Origin of the sequence: Gemmiger formicilis (assembly GCF_024462815.1) — a bacterium.
Lineage (GTDB): Bacteria > Bacillota > Clostridia > Oscillospirales > Ruminococcaceae > Gemmiger.
This window is the reverse complement of the sequence record NZ_JANGCG010000012.1, coordinates 23,040-40,068: the sequence shown is the minus strand read 5'-3', so window position 1 is coordinate 40,068 and position 17,029 is coordinate 23,040. Positions and strand designations below refer to the sequence as shown.

The following is a 17,029-nucleotide window of genomic DNA, read 5'->3' as shown; positions in this document are numbered from 1 at the left end:
GATGCTGCAGCTGGTAGTGACGGCACCGCAGTCCGGAAGCGGAAAAACAACGGCAGTATGTGCTTTGCTGGGCGCAATGGCTGCGCGTGGGCTGACGCCCTGCGCGTTCAAGGCAGGGCCGGACTACATTGACCCGATGTTCCACCGTGCGGTGCTCGGCGTGGAAAGTCACAATCTGGATTTGTTCTTTTCTACCCCGGAGACGGTGCGCAGCCTTTACGCCCGGCACGCGGCAGGGCACGGCGCGGCGGTGGTGGAGGGTGCCATGGGCTACTATGACGGCCTTGGCGGTGTGAGCGACACCGCCAGCGCGTGGCATCTGGCGGACACGCTGAATCTGCCCGCGCTGCTGGTTGTGCGGCCCAAGGGTGCCAGCCTGACGCTGGCGGCAACGCTGCGCGGCCTGCTGAACTTCCGCACGCCGCACCATATCGCAGGGATTTTGCTCAATGACTGCACCGAAAACCTGTACAAAATGCTGCGCCCTATGCTCGAAAGAGAAACCGGCCTGCCGGTGGTGGGGTATCTGCCTTTTTTGCCCGGGGCCGCTATCGAAAGCCGCCATCTGGGCCTGAAAACCGCCGCCGAGATTGCCAATCTGCAGGCAAGGCTCAAACTGCTGGCCGATGCCGCGCAAAGCAGCATCGACTGGCCGCTTCTGCAGCGCCTGTTTGACCGCCCCGCGCCCGCCGCTGCCCCGCCTGCTGCCGTGCCTCCAAGGGTGCGCCTTGCGGTGGCAAGGGATGCCGCGTTCTGCTTCACCTACGCAGAAACGCTCGAGGCTCTGCAGGAAAACGGCGCAGAGCTGTGCTTTTTTAGCCCATTGCAGGATACGGCCCTGCCGCCGGACATTGGTGGGCTGTACCTGCCGGGCGGCTACCCGGAGCTTTACGCCGCCGAGCTTGCCGCCAACGCGCCGATGCGCGCCGCCATAAAGGCCGCGGTCGAAAACGGCCTGCCCACCGCAGCCGAGTGCGGCGGCTTTCTCTACCTCGGCCAGACGCTTGAGGACGCGGACGGCACGCCCCACCTGATGGCGGGCGTCCTGCCGGGGCAGGGGGTAAAAACCGGGCGGCTTGTGCGGTTCGGCTATGCCACGCTGACCGCGCAGGCGGACAGTATGCTGTTTGCAGCGGGGGAGCAGTTCCCCGCGCATGAGTTCCACCACTGGGACTCCACGCAGAATGGCACAGCGCTCACCGCCGCCAAGGCAAACGGTAGGCAGTGGGCCTGCGGCTTTGCAAATGCACATCTCTACGCTGGATTTCCGCATCTCTACTGGGCGGGCACGCCGCTTGCACAGCGGTTTGTGGCCGCCGCCGAACGCTATAAAAGGGAAGAACTATGACCGAACAGGAGCTCAAAAATCTGCTCAAAGCCGTGACCCCCGCTGACGAAGCAGCCCGCGCCGCCGCGCACGCCCACTGGGCGTCGCTGGCAAAGCCGCTGGGCGGGCTGGGCCGGCTGGAAACGATGGTGGAGGACGCCGCCGCCCTGATGGGCAACCCTGCGCCGGACTTCACCCGCCGCGCCGTGCTGGTGCTCTGCGCGGACAACGGCGTGGTGGCGCAGGGCGTCAGCCAGACCGATGCCACCGTGACCCGCGCCGTGCTCGAAAATCTGACGCTGCGCCGCACCAGCGTCTGCCGCATGGCCGCGGCGGCGCACTGCGCGGTTGTCCCGGTGGATATGGGCATTGCGGGTGCCCCGGTGCCCGGTGCGGTGGACTGCCGCGTGGCGCCGGGCACCGCGGATTTTACCCACGGCCCCGCCATGACCCGCGCCGAGGCCCTGCAGGCCATTGCGGCGGGCATTGCGCTGGTGCAGGCGCAAAAGCGCAGCGGCGTGCAGCTGCTGGCCACCGGCGAGATGGGCATTGGCAACACCACAACCTCCAGCGCTGTGGCAAGCGTTCTGCTTCGCCGCCCCCCGGCAGCGCTGACCGGGCGCGGAGCCGGGCTCTCCGATGAGGGTTTGCAGCGCAAAATAGCAGCGATAGAACGCGGAATCGCAGTAAATTCCCCCGATGCGGCGGACCCGCTGGGCGTGCTGGCCGCGCTGGGCGGCTTTGACATAGCCGGGCTGTGCGGCGTCTTTCTGGGCGGCGCGCTTGAAAGCATCCCCATTGTGATGGACGGCTTCATCAGCGGCGTGGCGGCGCTCTGCGCGGTGCGGCTCTGCCCGGCTGCCGCGAAGGCCGTGTTCGCCAGCCACGCCTCCAGTGAGCCCGGTGCGCAGCTTGTGCTGGAGGCTCTTGGCAAAAAAGCACTGATTACCGCTGATTTGCATCTGGGCGAGGGTACCGGCGCGGTGGCCAGCCTGCCGCTGTGGGATATGGCCATGGCCGTCTACAATGGATGCTACTCCTTCACGGAGGGCGGCATTGCGCCGTATACCCCGCAATGCTGACGCTGGTCATCGGCGGGGCGGCCAGCGGCAAAAGCGCCTACGCGGAGTGGCTCTGCCTGCAAAGCCCGCTGCCCAGAACCTACCTTGCCACGATGCAGATCTGGGACGCGGAGTGTGCCGCCCGTGTGGCAAAGCACCGCGCCATGAGGGCTGAAAAGCAGTTTGACACAATCGAGTGCCCGCGGCAGCTTGACCGCGTGCGCCTGCCGCAGCGCGGCACGGTATTGCTCGAAGATTTGGGCAACCTGACCGCCAACGAGCTATACAGTCCCGACGGTGCCGGGGCGCACACGGCGGAGCAGATTCTGGCAGGCATCGAAAAGCTGACGCTGCAATGTGAAAATCTGATACTTGTCTCGAACGAGGTGTTCAGCGGCGGGGCAGACTATCTCGGCGATACCGACCGTTATCTGCGGGTGCTGGCTGCCGTCAACAACGCCGCCGCCGCCCGCGCCGATGCCGTGGTGCGGGTGGTCTGCGGCATCCCGGTCTATTATAAAGGAAGTGAAACACAATGACAGCCCTGCAGACGATTGCGGTGGCGTTTGCCATGTTCTCCGCGGTGCCGGTGCCGCAGTTTGACTGGAACGCAAAAAATATGCGGTATGCCCTCTGTGCCTTTCCGCTGGTTGGGGTGGTGTGCGGGGCGCTATGGTGCCTGTGCGGCGTGCTGCCGCTGCCCGCCGTGGCGCGGGCGGCGGGCTTCTGCCTTGTGCCGGTGTGGGTTACCGGCGGCATCCATTTGGATGGCTACGCCGACACCTGCGATGCACTTTCCAGCTACGGTGATACGGCGAAAAAGCTGGAAATCCTCAAGGACCCCCACTGCGGCGCGTTCGCCGTGATACGGCTGTGCAGCTACTTTGCGGCGTATTTTGCGCTGTGCTGCTGTGTGCAGTTCACGCCGCGCCTTGGCGTGCTGTGGATGCTGGCGCTGGTGGGGGAGCGTGCGCTCTCCGGGCTGGCGGTGGCTGCCTTTCCGCTGGCAAAAAACACCGGCCTTGCCCACACCTTTGCCACGGCGGCGGACCGCACCCGGGTGCGCCGTGTGCTGGCGGTGCTTTGCGCCGTGCTGGCGGCAGCGGTTGCCGCGCTGGGCGGCTGGGCGCTGGTTCTTGTGGCGTGCGCCGTGTTTTTGCGGTATCATCATCTGGCCGTACAGCAGTTCGGCGGCATCACCGGCGATTTGGCCGGGTGGTTTTTGCAAAAATGTGAAATCTGGATGCTGGCGGCGCTGGCCGCCTGCCAATGGTGGGGGATGTTATAAATGCTGTTCATCACAGGGCCGCTTTACAGCGGCAAGCGCACCTTTGCGCAGCGGTTCGGCGGGCGACAGCGCTATGACGTGCAGGCGCTGGCTGTGGCTGCTGCCGACTTGGAAGCGCTGGCCGACGAGCTGGCCGCCTGCGACGTGGTGACCGCCACAGAGGTGGGCGGCGGCGTTGTACCCGCGGACCCGGCCGAGCGCGCAGCGCGGGAGGCGGCGGGCCGCCTTGCCTGCCTGCTGGCGGCGCGGGCGGACTGCGTGGTGCAGATGTTCTGCGGCCTGCCCACCGTGCTGAAAGGAGAATTGCCGGAATGTTGATTTATCTTTTGCGCCACGGCCTGACCGAGTACAACGCCCAGAAGCGCTATCAGGGCCAGCGGGACATCCCGCTTTCGGAGAAAGGGCGAAACCAGCTCTGCCGTGCGGATATCAACCCGCGGGTTGTCTATATATCGACGCTGCAGCGCACAAAACAGACGGCGGAAATTCTATTCCCGGGTGCCAGGCTTGTGCCGGTGGACGGCCTCAAGGAGATGTGCTTCGGCAGCTTTGAGGGCCGCAATTACAAGGAGATGGAGCATGACCCCGACTACCTTGCGTGGGTGGCGGCCAACTGTGAGAGCGCCTGCCCCGATGGTGAGCGCAAGGCGGAATTCTCTGAGCGTATCTGCACAACGTTTGCGGCGCTGGTGGATAAGGCGCTGGCGGACGGCGAGGAAATGCTGGTGATTCTGGCCCACGGCGGCACCCAGATGGCGGCGCTGGAGCGCTACGCCCTGCCGCACAGGGACTATTACGCGTGGTGCGGCCCCAACGCGGGCGGCTTTGTGCTGGACGCCCGCGACTGGCAGAGGGAGCATATTCTGCATCTTGTCAAAACGGTGCAGTACACAAAGGAGAGCCAATGTTGATTTTTTGGGCGGTGCTGGGTGGTTTTTTGCTGGACGCCGTGTTCGGTGACCCGGCGTGGCTGCCCCACCCGGTGGTACTTATGGGCCGTTGTATCACCGCACTGGAAAACCACCTGCGCACAGCTCTGTCCAAAACACCGCAGGGGGAGCTGGTGGGCGGCGGCGTTGTGGTCGCCGTGCTGCCGCTGGGCACGCTGGCGGTGACCGGGTTGGCCTGCCATTTGGCGGCGGCGCTGCACCCGGCGCTGGGGCTGGCACTGCAGATGTTCTGGTGCGCGCAGGCGCTGGCCGCTAAGGGCCTTGTGCAGGAAAGCCGCAACGTGTACAGGGAGCTTGTGAAGGGCGATTTGCCCGCAGCCCGCCGCGCCGTGGCCCGCATTGTGGGGCGTGACACGCAGGCGCTGACCGCCGAGGGCGTGACGAAGGCCGCCGTGGAGACCGTGGCTGAAAACGCAAGCGACGGCGTGATTGCGCCGCTTTTCTATATGCTCATCGGCGGCGCGCCGCTGGCGCTGACCTACAAGGCCATCAACACGATGGACAGTATGCTGGGCTATAAAAACGAGAAATATCTCTATTTTGGGCGTTGTGCCGCCAAATTGGACGATGCCGCCAACTGGCTGCCCAGCCGCCTTGCCGCGCTTTTGTGGGTGGCGGCGGCTGCGCTGACCGGCAACAGCGCCCGCGGGGCGTGGCGTATCTGGCGGCGTGACCGGCACAACCACGCCAGCCCCAACAGCGCCCAGACCGAGAGCGCCTGCGCCGGGGCACTGGGCGTGCAGCTGGCCGGGCCGGCCTGCTATTTTGGCGAATACTACGATAAGCCGACCATCGGTGACCCGCTGCGGCCCATCGAGCCGCAGGATATTCTGCGGGCCAACCGTATGATGTACGCCGAAAGCGTGCTGGCGCTGGTCATCGGGCTGGCGGTGCGGTTGCTGTTGGCAGGGTAAGGAGGCAGAAAAATGAAGCTGGTACATGGCGGTGACTGGGCGGGCTACCGCGCAGAATTTGGCCGGGATGCGTTGGATTTTTCGGCAAATGTCAGCCCACTGGGGCTGCCCGCGGGCGTGGCGGCGGCTATAACAAACGCGCTGCCCACAGCCGACCGCTACCCTGACCCCCTGTGCCGGGAGCTGCGTGCGGCGCTGGCCGGGGCCGAGGGTGTCCCCGCAGACTGGATTCTCTGCGGAAACGGCGCGGCGGATTTGATTTTCCGGCTGGCGCTGGCGGTGCGCCCGCGCCGCGCCCTGCTGCCCGCACCGACCTTTGCCGAGTACGAGGCCGCACTGCAAACTGTGGGCTGTGCGGTGCAGCGTGTTTTCCTGCGGGAGGAAAACGAGTTTGCCGTGACAGAGGAATTTATTGACGCTGTTACGCCGGAAACAGACATTGTGTTTCTCTGCCAGCCAAACAACCCCACCGGGCAGGTGACGCCGCCCGCACTGGTGGAGCGCCTTGTGCGCCGCTGTGCCGAGTGCGGCGCGGTGCTGGTGGTGGACGAGTGCTTCCTCGACTTCCTGCCAGACCGTGATGCATGGACCGCCAAGCAGCTTTTGCGCGATGCGCCGCAGCTTATCATCCTGAAGGCTTTCACCAAGCTCTATGCCATGGCGGGCGTGCGGCTGGGGTATGCGCTCTGCGGTGATGCAACGTTGCTTGAAAAAATGCGCGGTGCGGGCCAGCCGTGGGCCGTGTCCAGCCTTGCGCAGGCCGCGGGGCTGGCGGCCTTGCAGGAGACCGCCTACGCGGGCGCGGTGCGCGCCCTTATCGCAGAGCAGCGCCCCCGCATGGCTGCGGGCCTGCGGGCGTTGGGTCTGCGGGTGATGGATGGGCAGGCTAACTATCTTTTGTTCCGTGCAACGCCGGATTTCGGGGAGAAGCTACGCCGCCGCGGTGCGGTGGTGCGCAGCTGCGCCAACTATCCCGGGCTGGATGCCGCGTGGTACCGCACGGCGGTGCGCACGGCGGAGGAAAACACCCGGCTGCTGCAGATAATGGGGGAGATACTGGCATGAAAAAAGCAAGGTGCATTATGGTGCAGGGCACGATGAGCGGCGCGGGCAAAAGCCTGCTCTGCGCCGCGCTCTGCCGCATTTTTGCGCAGGACGGCTACCGGGCCGCACCCTTCAAAAGCCAGAATATGGCGCTGAACAGCTTTGTCACCCGGGATGGGCTGGAGATGGGCCGCGCACAGGTGGTGCAGGCACAGGCCGCGGGCGTGGAGCCGGATGTGCGGATGAACCCGATCCTGCTCAAGCCCAGCAGCGATGTGGGCAGCCAGGTCATCGTCAACGGTGAGGTGCGCGGCGATATGCCTGCGCGGGAATATTTCCGCCACAAGAAGGCGCTTATCCCGGATATTCTGCGTGCCTACGATAGTCTTGCCGATGAATTTGACATTATCGTCATCGAGGGCGCGGGCAGCCCTGCGGAAATCAACCTCAAGGCTGACGACATTGTGAATATGGGGCTGGCCAAGCTGGTGGATGCCCCGGTGCTGCTGGCGGGGGACATTGACCGCGGCGGTGTGTTTGCCCAGCTGTACGGCACCGTGGCGCTGCTGGAAGCGGACGAGCGTGCGCGCATCTGCGGGCTTATCATCAATAAATTCCGTGGAGACGTGGAAATTCTGCGCCCGGGCCTTGCCATGCTGGAAGAAAAGACCCGCCTGCCGGTGGTGGGCGTGGTGCCGTATCTGCAGGTGGACGTGGAGGACGAGGACTCTCTGGCACCGCGCCTGCAGAACAAAGCCGCCGTAAAGCCGCTGGATGTGGCCATTGTGCGGCTGCCGCACATCTCCAACTTTACGGATTTTATGCCGTTGGAGCAGCACCCGCTGCTGGGTGTGCGGTATGTAGCCGGCACGCGGGAGCTGGGCGCGCCCGATTTGCTCATTCTGCCCGGCACAAAAAATACGGTCCATGATTTGCTCTGGCTGCGCCAGTCGGGGCTGGAAGCTGCGGTGCTTAAATATGCCCGCGGCGGCACACCGGTGCTCGGCGTCTGCGGCGGCTACCAGATGCTGGGCGAGACGCTGGACGATACCCATGGCACTGAGGGTGGCCGCCCGCAGACCCTGCGCGGGTTGGGGCTGCTGCCGACCCGGACGGTTTTTACCGCCGAAAAGCGCCGCACACAGGTCACGGCCACCGCCACGCCGCCCTTTGCCGGGGCCGCGCTGACCGGGTACGAAATCCATACCGGTCGCACCGCCGTGCAGGGCGCACCGTTCTGCCGCTATGCGGACGGCACGCCGGAGGGCTGCGTGCAGGGCAATGTGTTCGGCACGTATCTGCATGGTCTGTTTGACAGCGGCGAGCTGACCGCAAGGCTGGCGGATTACCTGTGTGCGCGGCGGGGTCTTGCGGCAGAGACGGCCGCCCCCCTCACGATGGCTGCCTACCGCGAGCAGCAGTTTGATTTGTTGGCGGACGGCGTGCGCAAGGCGCTGGATATGGACGCCGTCTATGCCGCCATGGGGCTTGCCAACCCCCGAAGGGAAGTGTAAAAAATGACGCCACAGCATCATTTACCGGCCGATATTGAGCGTACCAGCATGGGTATTATCACCGCGGAGCTGGCCGCACGCGGGCTGGAAATCCCGCCGGAGAACGCCGCCGTTGTCAAGCGGGTCATCCACACTACGGCGGACTTTGACTATGCCGAGAATCTGCGCTTCACGCCCGGCGCGGTGGCGGCGGGGCTGGCCGCCGTGCGCGGCGGGACCATCATCACCGACACCAATATGGCGCTGGCTGGCATCACAAAGCCCGGCCTTGCCCGGCTGGGTGGGCAGGCGCTCTGCTTTATGGCCGACCCCACAGTGGCCGCCGCCGCAAAGGCGGATGGCACCACCCGCGCCGTGGCCGCCATGCACAAGGCCGCGCGGGAATACCCCGGTGCGGTGCTGGCGGTGGGCAACGCCCCCACGGCCCTGCTGACGATTGCCGAGGAAATTGAGCAGGGCCTGCGCCCGGCGCTGGTCATCGGCGTGCCGGTCGGCTTTGTGAACGTGGTGGAAAGCAAGGAGCGCCTGTATGCCACCTGTGCACAATACGGCGTGCCCGCCATTGTGGCGATGGGCCGCAAGGGCGGCAGCAACGTGGCCGCCGCCATCTGCAACGCCCTGCTCTACGCCGCCGCCGAGATGCTGGACCCGAAGGCAAGGGGCTGGAGTTGATATACGAAAAAACGCCTGCGAACGGTTTTTTGCCGTTCGCAGGCGCTTTTTATCTTTGTGTATAACAGTTACCGGGCGGGCTCGTCCTCAATGCGCACAAGGAACTGCAGCGTATAGTCCGAATCCAGCTTATAGCGGTACTCCGGCATAACGCCCGGGCCGCAGGCACCGGTGCCGATGCCCTGCTGGAAGGCCTGCACCGTCACATAGGTGCCTGTGCGGACCTCGTCCTCGCGGTGCTTCATCGCCAGCAGCTCGCGGTCGGTGTAGGGCTTGATGCCCAGCTCAAAGGGGCGGCCCACGGCCTCAAAGACCACGCGAATCTTGCCATCGCTGACGGCGGCCACGGTGCAGTCTGTGCGGTTGCCGCTTTCCTGCGGGCGCAGGTTCGGCTCCACCATATCGGCCACGGTGCAGTCCACGGCGCGGATGGGGAACTGGTCTTTCATATCGCAGTAGCTCTCGCCGCAGCGGCCCAGATAGTGCACCGCGTCAAACGCGGCGTCCAGTCGGAAGCACTTGCCGAAGCGCGGCACCTCCCGCCCGCCGGAAACACGGTGCAGCACGCTGGTCACCAGCACGCCGCGTTCAGTGCCCTGATAGGTATCGGTCACGGTATAGCTGCCGCATTTGTTGCGCAGCTTCGTAATAATTTTCCAACCGTTCGCCGTTTTCCCGGAAAAGACGACCTCCTCGGTCTGGTGGGTGTAGGGGGCCATCAGGTTGTGGAACATCGCATCCACATCGTTGTCGGTAGGGGCGCGGTAGAGCAGGGTGCTTTCCTCTGCGCCGGTCACGGCCACCTTGCCGCCGCAGCGGCAGACAAGGCGTCCGTTTTCCACGGTCGCCTCTGCGGGCAGAGCCGTCACAGCGGGCGCGGCAGAAACCTCCTGCGCCAGCACCAGCTGCTCCTCGGACACAACGCGGCTGTCGGTCAGGTCGGTTGCCGTGATGGTGACGGCCTGCAGGCCGTCCACCGCCTTGCCCAGCGGCACGGTGACGGTCTCCTTCGTCAGCGGCGCGGTCTGCGGGGTGAGCACCGTCTCGCTGCCGTCATTCCAGCGGAAGGTCAGCTGATACCGCCCTACCGAGAAGGCGGTGGTGTTGAACACTTCAAACTGCTCACCGCCGATATGGCGCACCCGGATGGGCCGGTAGATGTACCGCATAATCCGTGCGCCGGTGGAGGGGCTGCGGTCGGGGTAGAACAGGCCATCCACGCAGAAGTTGCGGTCGTGCTCCCACTCACCGTGGTCGCCGCCGTAGGTGTAGCTGCCGTCCTTGTGCAGCACGGCGTGGTCCACCATCTCCCAGACGCAGCCGCCCATCAGGCTGTCATAGCTGTAAATTTCCTGCCAGTAGGCCTCGGTGTTGCCGGGGCCCACGCCCATCGCGTGGGCGTACTCGCACATAAAGTAGGGGCGGTCATTCAGCCGGGCCTGCTTGCGGCACTTTTCGCCCACATCGTGCACCATCTTCACACTGGGGTACATCTCGCTGCCCACATCGTAGGCCTGCCGCTTGCAGTGGATGGCGCTCTCGTAGTGGACCGGTAGGGCAGAGTGGAGCTTGAGGTAGTCATACATCGCGTCGGTGTTGTGGTAGCCGCCGGCCTCGTTGCCAAGGCTCCACACAATAACGGACGTATTGCCGTGGATTTTATCGCGCTGATAGAGCCGCTGGATGCGGTCCAGATAGTGGCTTTCCCATTTGGGGTCATTGCTGATGGAGTTGTAGGTCGGCGGAATCTGCATGGCAAATGTGCCGTGGGTTTCCAAATCGTTCTCGTCCACAAGGTAGATGCCCAGCTCGTCCGCCAGCTCCAGCAGCAGCGGGTCGGGGGGATAGTGGGAGGTGCGCACCGTGTCAATGTTGAACTGCTTGCAGACCAGCAAATCGCGCTCAATGTCATCGGGGCTCATCGTGTAGCCGTTGGCGGCGTCGGTATCGTGGTGGTTGACGCCCTTGAGCTTGAGCTTGCGGCCATTCAGCAGGAACACGTCCCCCTTGATTTCAACGGTGCGGAAGCCGATTTTCTCCTTCACGCAGCCGGTGGCGGTTTCAAAGTAGATGTCATACAGGGTCGGGGCCTCGGCGTTCCACTCGGTCACGTCCAGCGCCGTGAACACCGCCTGCGCGGTGCCGTGCTCGGCGTGTGCGGTGGAGGTGCGCGTCAGGCCGTGCCCCTGCAGGGTAAAGGTCACATCGGTATCACCCAGGGTCTGCGCCGTCAGCGTCAGGGTGTAGCCGTCCGCCGTTTTCTCGGTTTTGGCATCCATGTCCCACAAATCGCTCGGCTCCTCGGTGCGCAGCAGCACATCGCGGAAAATGCCGTTGTTGCGGAACATATCCTGGTCCTCCAGATAGGTTCCGTTGCACCAGCGGTGCACCACCACCACAAGCTCGTTCTGCCCGTTGTGCAGCTTGCCGGTCAGGTCAAACTCTGCCGTGTTGTGTGCGCCCTCGGAATAGCCGACAAAGGCACCGTTGACGTACAAATCCATGCAGCTGGCAACGCCCAGAAACGAGATAATGTGCCGCTTGTGGGCATTGTCGATATTCAGAAAACGGCGGTAGACGCCGACAAAGTTGTACTCCTCGCCGGGGGCCTTCCACTGCAGGCGGATGCCGGTATCGCAGCCCAGCCACGAAAAGACGCGGCCCGCCTTGCCGGTGGTGGGAATCACAGGCGGCTTGTAGGGGAACTGGTAGCGGATGTTGACATAGAACGGCCGGTCATAGCCGCGGAACTGCCAGCAGGAGGGCACGTCGATCTGGTCAAAGGCGACCGCATCGGTGTCCAGCTGGGTGGGCAGCTCGGCCGGGCGCGGGTAGAATTTGAAATCCCACTGGCCGTTCAGGCACTGCACCTTGGGGGAGCTGTAGCGCTTCTGCTTGGGGGTCACAGCGTCCGCCGCGGCGCGGTCGGGGTAGGGGATAAAGTAAGAGCGCGGCGGCAGCTTATTCACCGCGAAGGTGGCAAAATTATGATAGTTGGTTGTGTTGAGTTGATAGTGCATCGTCTCATCCCTTTTCTTGTCTGCCGGTATCACACGGCCAATACACCCATTATAGCATAGGTCACTATAGAAAGTATACATTTTTCAGAAATACCCCGCCGGTTGTCCCGCAAGCAGCCGTTCCCCGTTTGCCTGCCATTTCCACAAATATTTACCCCTCAACACGAATTTTTGCGTTTCCGGATTCCGGGTATTCCTATATAATAAAGGTATACACCCCAAAAGGAGAAAAACCGGAATGAAAGCTGTACATTTACAAACCAACCATCTGACAGCGCCCCTCGGCATGGACGCCGGGCCGCTGTTTTTGTCCTGGCAGTGCGCGGACGGCGTGCGCCAGACGGCCTATGAAATTGAGCTGACCGCGGGTGGCCAGCCCCTCTGGCAAAGCGGCAAGACCGCGGGCAGCACCATGCACGCCGAGGCCCCGGCTGTCGCGGGCTCGCGCCTGCGCGGCACGTGGAAGGTGCGCTTGTGGGACGAGAATGACCAGCCCGGCGCATGGAGCGAGGCTGCCTTTGAAACTGGCCTTGCCCCCGCCGACTGGCTGGGCGCGTGGGCTGACCCCGAAACGCAGGAGCCGGACATCCCCGGTGACGATGCCATCAACGCCTTTGCCCGCCCGAACTGGGAGCGCAAGCAGGCCGAGAAGGAGGCCGCGGGCAAGGGCGCGGCAGAGCCGTACAAGCCTCACCGCCCGGCCAGTTTCCTGCGCCGCCGCTTCACCGCGCCCAAGGGGGACGCCCGGCTGTACATCACGGCCAAGGGTCTGTACGTGGCCTACCTCAACGGCCAGCGCGTGGGGGCACAGGTGCTGACCCCCGGCAGCTTTACCGGCAACAAGCATCTGGGTGCACAGACCTACGATGTAACGCCGCTTTTGCAGGCGGGCGAGAACGAGCTGCTGATTGCCCTTGGTGACGGCTGGCACCGCAGCACCAGCGGCGTGGACGGTGACCGCGACCTCTTCGGCGATACGCTGGCCGTGCTGTTTCAGCTCGAGGTCGACGGCAAGGCGGTCTGCGTCTCGGATGACGAGCTGCAGGCCACCCAATGCGGGCCCATCCGCCAGAACGATATGCAGCAGGGAGAGGTCTACGATGCCCGGCTGGAGGGCGCGCTCACCGGCTGGCACGGCGTGCGCACCTACCGTGACGAACTGCCGGTCAGCGGTAGCAACACCGTGCCGGTGCTCGAGCACGAGGCCTTTACCGGCAAGCTGCTGCAAACGCCCAACGGCGAGACGGTGATTGACTTCGGCCAGAACCTTGCGGGCTATGTGGAAATCACCCTCACGGCCCACGCGGGCCAGCGCCTGCTTCTGACCTGCGGCGAGACGCTGGACGAGAACGGCAACTTTACCCAAGAAAACTTCCAGGACCGCGCCCGCCACAAGGAGGGCGGCACGGCCCAGATGCTGGAGCTTGTCTGTAAAGAGGGGAAAAACCACTTTAAGCCCAGCTTCACCATCATGGGCTTCCGCTACGCCAAGGTCGAAACCGACGCCGATTTGTCCGACGCCGTGTTTACCGCCCACGCCGTCTACTCTGACATGGCGGTGACGGGCGCGTTTACCTGCGGAAATGACGCGGTGAATCAGCTTGTCAAGAACAGCATCTGGAGCCAGAAGGGCAACTTCTGCGATATTCCCACCGACTGCCCGACCCGCGAACGCGCAGGCTGGACAGGGGATATGGGCGTGTTTATTGAAACCGGCCTGACCCTGATGGACTGCTACCCCGTGGCGGAAAAATGGCTGGCGGAGTGCCGCCTGAACCAGTACCCGGACGGGCGCATGGCGAACATTGCCCCGCCGAACGCCCGCCCCGGCTATATGACCCCGATGCTCTGCATGTCGGCAGGGTGGGGCGATGCGGCGATTCTGGTGCCGTATGCCCTGTACAAGCGCACGGGTGACCGCAAGATTCTGGCGGACAACTATGAGATGATGCAGCGCTGGTACGGCTTTTTGCTTGGACGTGCGCAGCAGACGACTGCCGAGCAGCAGGGCGGCGATTACGCCAAGTTCACCGTTTTAAACGGCATGGACTACGGCGAATGGTGCGAGCCGGGTATCACTCCCATGCAGGCGATGATGAACCCGCGCAAGAGCGTGGGTACGGCGCATCTGGCCTACTCCGGGCGCTTGCTGGCGGAAGTAGCGGATGCACTGGGCAAGGCGGACGATGCCGCCAACTACCGCGACACCGCTGTTAATGCTGTAAAAGCCTACCGCGCGGCGTTTACCGAGAACGGCGTTATCAAGTCTGACCGCCAGTGCGAGTATGTCCGCGCCATTGCCTTTGCCCTGCTGGGCGAGGACGAAAGCAAAGCTGCCGCCGAAACGCTGAACCAGATGGTCATCGAGAACGGTTATCATCTGAACACGGGCTTTTTGTCCACGCCGTTTTTGTGCGATGTGCTGGCAAAATACGGCTATGCGGACACTGCCTACAAGCTGCTTTTGCAGCCCGACGCCCCCGGCTGGCTGTATGAGGTCGGCAAGGGCGCCACGACCGTTTGGGAAACCTGGACGGGCATTGACGAAAACGGCAAGCCGCACGATTCGTTGAACCATTACAGCTACGGTGCGATTTGCGGCTGGCTGTTCGGCGGTGTGTGCGGCATCCGGTACACGGACGGCGCACTGACGATTGCACCTACGCCCGACAAATCGCTGGGCTGGGCGAAAGCTGCCTACGATTCCCCGGCAGGCCGCATCGTAAGCGGTTGGCAGTATGACGGCGACGCGGTGACCTATGAGTTTGAAATCCCCGCCAACCTGACCGCCGATGTCACCCTGCCCGATGGGCGTAAGTTTACCCTTGCCCCCGGAAAGCACACAGTATAAACAGTATAAGAGGAAAGCGCCTGCCCTGCCGTAAAACTTACGGCAGGGCAGGCGCTGTTTTTGATAAACTGGAAGTTGGTTATTTTATTTTATTCTTTCTTTTTTGCCATCGTTCAAACTCATGTTCAGTCATAATATCAGAAAATGCCTCATATGAATTCAATACTCCGTTCTTTTTTTGTACGAAATAAGTGATTCCTATAGCGACACCAACGATAGCAAAGAGAACAGCAACAATTATCAGCATTGTAAAAAGTCCCTCAGCAACACCACTGACAATACTCTCTACAATACCTCTCGATAAACAAGTGAACAGTAGGTTGATTCCCAAGCAAATCAAAGCTGTTCTGTTTAACTTTTGCCCAGCTAAATCTGTTTGCCATAAAATAGAAAGCACCAGAAAAAAAGAGAGTATAATCCATATAAATATCACAAGCGACAAATTACGTACACCAACAGGAAAGCCGGAAGATCTGATCATGATGTCTAGAGCTGGATTATCTGAAATTTTCATTCCATAATTGATTCCACCAAATATACAAAAATATAAATAACCAACTATATACAAAGTTGAAAATATTATCAATCGTTTCTTATTCTTTACTTTCAAATTTTATTCCTCCCAAAATTCCGATTTTCTGCCCTAAGTATATCACACAAAAAACTGAGTTTCAACGCAGGAAAAGCAAATCCCCTGTCCTTTCGGGCAGGGGATTGCGGTTTAAGTATACTGTTTCAGATATTCGGCGCTGACCTGCAAACTTTTGACGGGGGAGTTATCCACCCAGTTGCGGTGGCTTTCCAGAATCACGGCGTCTACGCCGACAGAAAGCGCCTGTGCCATCAGGCTGTCGAGGTCCATATTGCCGGTACCCAGCTCCATGCTGTCGGTCTTGAGTATCGGCGTTACGGCGGGGCCGGTCAGGCGGGTGCCGCGGTCATTGATGTGCCACAGCTTCATGCGGGTGCCAAGGCGCTGCATCCACGCAAGGGCATTCGCGCCGCCCTCGGTGAACCAGTAGCTGTCAAACTCAAAATTGACGTACTGTGGGTCGGTTTCCTCCAACAAAATGTCGTAGGCACGCTTTTCGGCGTTCACATGGCGCAGCTCGCAGTTGTGGTTGTGGTAAAGCAGCTCCACGCCCTCGGCCTTCAGCGCCGCACCGGCCTTGTTCAGCCGTGCGGCCAGCTCGTGCATGGTGGCCTCGTCACCGTAGTCAAAGCGGTACATTCCGGTAATAACAACATACTTGGTGCCAAAGCTCTTGGCCTCGTCGGCCACGGCCTTGGCATCGCGTTCCAGACTGCCCAAATCGGTGTGCAGGCTGACGACTTGCAGCCCGGCCTCCTTGACCAGCCTGTGCCAGTCAAGGTTGCCGCCCTTGCCGACCGGCATACCGGCCGCTTTGGTCAGCAGCCGCACCATAAAGCCGATGGGATGAATCATAAACCCGCACAGCTCAATGCCGTCGTAGCCTGCGGCTTTCATGGCGGCCAGGGTCTGCCGTGCCTGATTTTCATTTCCCAAAACGGTTCCCAGCATAAACTGCTGGACGGCTTTGATAGCCATACAAACACCTCGTTTACTGTTCCAGATAGGCAAGCAGCTGCTTTTCCAGCTCCGGGCCCCACCAGTCGCGGTAGCCAGACTTGTAGGGATGGATGTTGTCCTTCATGTACAGGGCGCGCTGCTCCTCGCTGATGCTGTTGAAGGCATCGTCGCTCCACAAATCCAGCACACCAACGTCCTCTTTTTCGGCAATTTCATACAGGCGGCTGACCATGGCAGGGTAGGCGTCGCTGTCATAGCGGGCGTTCGTGTAGAACACAACCGGGCAGTGCCACGTCTCCTTGGCGTAGCGGATAATATACTCGATAGCGCCGGTGATGGTGGCGGTATCATCGCCGAAATCCCCCAGCGGCATCCCCTTGGAGGCATCGTTGGTGGAGAGCTGGCAGACCACCAAATCAATCTGCTGGTCGGGGTCCACGTTATTCAGCATACGCTGGATGTAGGAGCTCTTGCCGGTGTCGCACAGCGTGGTGCCGTCCACGGCCTCCTTGATGGCGGTGCAGCCCATCCGTGCGGCAAAATATTCCGGGATGGACTGGTGCAGCGCGGCGGCACCGTTCGTGACCGAGGAGCCGAGGAACAGAACCGTTTTGCCCTGCAGGGGGCTGTTCTCCATCGGCTCAATTTTGGAAAAGTCATAGTCATCGCTGTTGCCGGGCATACCCTTCAAACGAATCTCCCCCAAAGCCTTGAACGGCCCGAAATTGAACTTCCAGCCGATGAAGCACCATTCCGCCAAAAGGAACGCTGCAACGCCAATCAGGACGCGCACCACAATTTTTTTCACGTTCCGTTTTTTCTTTTCTGCTGCCATG

At 62.2% G+C, this 17,029-nt stretch carries 15 protein-coding genes; 11 read left to right on the top strand and 4 right to left on the bottom strand.

Annotated elements, in window-relative coordinates; genetic code table 11:
- Position 1: 1 nt before the first annotated feature.
- From NE623_RS10610 to NE623_RS10565, 10 genes are read left to right on the top strand one after another with little or no spacing between them, the layout of a single operon-like run.
- Positions 2-1,348, top strand: a complete 1,347-nt coding sequence (locus NE623_RS10610; RefSeq protein ID WP_256272419.1) for a cobyrinate a,c-diamide synthase — start codon at positions 2-4, stop codon at positions 1,346-1,348.
- A complete protein-coding gene (gene cobT / locus NE623_RS10605; protein ID WP_256272418.1) occupies positions 1,345-2,409 on the top strand; it encodes a nicotinate-nucleotide--dimethylbenzimidazole phosphoribosyltransferase in 1,065 nt (354 codons plus the stop codon). Before NE623_RS10610 ends, cobT begins: the two co-directional genes overlap by 4 nt.
- The gene (locus tag NE623_RS10600) at positions 2,403-2,927 is read left to right on the top strand and encodes a bifunctional adenosylcobinamide kinase/adenosylcobinamide-phosphate guanylyltransferase (protein ID WP_256272417.1); all 525 of its coding nucleotides are present in this window, start codon (positions 2,403-2,405) and stop codon (positions 2,925-2,927) included. The genes cobT and NE623_RS10600 overlap by 7 nt, the downstream gene beginning before the upstream one ends.
- Positions 2,924-3,676 carry an adenosylcobinamide-GDP ribazoletransferase gene (locus NE623_RS10595; protein ID WP_256272416.1) on the top strand — a complete coding sequence of 251 codons (753 nt, stop codon included), beginning with the start codon at positions 2,924-2,926 and terminating at the stop codon, positions 3,674-3,676. The genes NE623_RS10600 and NE623_RS10595 overlap by 4 nt, the downstream gene beginning before the upstream one ends.
- Positions 3,677-3,994, top strand: coding sequence for a bifunctional adenosylcobinamide kinase/adenosylcobinamide-phosphate guanylyltransferase (locus tag NE623_RS10590; RefSeq protein ID WP_256272415.1), 318 nt, complete (start codon positions 3,677-3,679; stop codon positions 3,992-3,994).
- Positions 3,988-4,587 (top strand): histidine phosphatase family protein, encoded by a 600-nt coding sequence (locus NE623_RS10585; RefSeq protein WP_256272414.1) that lies wholly within the window; start codon positions 3,988-3,990, stop codon positions 4,585-4,587. The genes NE623_RS10590 and NE623_RS10585 overlap by 7 nt, the downstream gene beginning before the upstream one ends.
- Positions 4,584-5,540 carry an adenosylcobinamide-phosphate synthase CbiB gene (cbiB, locus tag NE623_RS10580; protein WP_256272454.1) on the top strand — a complete coding sequence of 319 codons (957 nt, stop codon included), beginning with the start codon at positions 4,584-4,586 and terminating at the stop codon, positions 5,538-5,540. The genes NE623_RS10585 and cbiB overlap by 4 nt, the downstream gene beginning before the upstream one ends.
- A 12-nt stretch (positions 5,541-5,552) precedes the next feature.
- Positions 5,553-6,605, top strand: a complete 1,053-nt coding sequence (cobD, locus tag NE623_RS10575; RefSeq protein WP_256272412.1) for a threonine-phosphate decarboxylase CobD — start codon at positions 5,553-5,555, stop codon at positions 6,603-6,605.
- Positions 6,602-8,098, top strand: coding sequence for a cobyric acid synthase (locus NE623_RS10570; protein WP_256272410.1), 1,497 nt, complete (start codon positions 6,602-6,604; stop codon positions 8,096-8,098). The genes cobD and NE623_RS10570 overlap by 4 nt, the downstream gene beginning before the upstream one ends.
- A 3-nt stretch (positions 8,099-8,101) precedes the next feature.
- Positions 8,102-8,770 (top strand): precorrin-8X methylmutase, encoded by a 669-nt coding sequence (locus tag NE623_RS10565; RefSeq protein WP_256272409.1) that lies wholly within the window; start codon positions 8,102-8,104, stop codon positions 8,768-8,770.
- A gap of 68 nt (positions 8,771-8,838) precedes the next feature.
- Here NE623_RS10565 and NE623_RS10560 read toward each other — a convergent pair whose 3' ends face one another.
- Complete coding sequence (locus NE623_RS10560) at positions 8,839-11,790, bottom strand: glycoside hydrolase family 2 TIM barrel-domain containing protein (protein ID WP_256272408.1); 2,952 nt, start codon at positions 11,788-11,790, stop codon at positions 8,839-8,841.
- Between the two features lie 238 nt (positions 11,791-12,028).
- On the opposite strand from NE623_RS10560, the gene NE623_RS10555 reads away from it, so the two are divergent.
- A complete protein-coding gene (locus NE623_RS10555; protein WP_256272407.1) occupies positions 12,029-14,641 on the top strand; it encodes a family 78 glycoside hydrolase catalytic domain in 2,613 nt (870 codons plus the stop codon).
- 79 nt (positions 14,642-14,720) lie between these two features.
- Here NE623_RS10555 and NE623_RS10550 read toward each other — a convergent pair whose 3' ends face one another.
- The 3 genes from NE623_RS10550 to NE623_RS10540 form a co-directional block, all read right to left on the bottom strand.
- Positions 14,721-15,251 (bottom strand): hypothetical protein, encoded by a 531-nt coding sequence (locus NE623_RS10550; RefSeq protein ID WP_256272406.1) that lies wholly within the window; start codon positions 15,249-15,251, stop codon positions 14,721-14,723.
- A gap of 111 nt (positions 15,252-15,362) precedes the next feature.
- The gene (locus NE623_RS10545) at positions 15,363-16,211 is read right to left on the bottom strand and encodes a sugar phosphate isomerase/epimerase family protein (protein ID WP_256272405.1); all 849 of its coding nucleotides are present in this window, start codon (positions 16,209-16,211) and stop codon (positions 15,363-15,365) included.
- Between the two features lie 13 nt (positions 16,212-16,224).
- Complete coding sequence (locus NE623_RS10540; protein WP_256272404.1) at positions 16,225-17,028, bottom strand: SGNH/GDSL hydrolase family protein; 804 nt, start codon at positions 17,026-17,028, stop codon at positions 16,225-16,227.
- Position 17,029 lies beyond the last annotated feature (1 nt).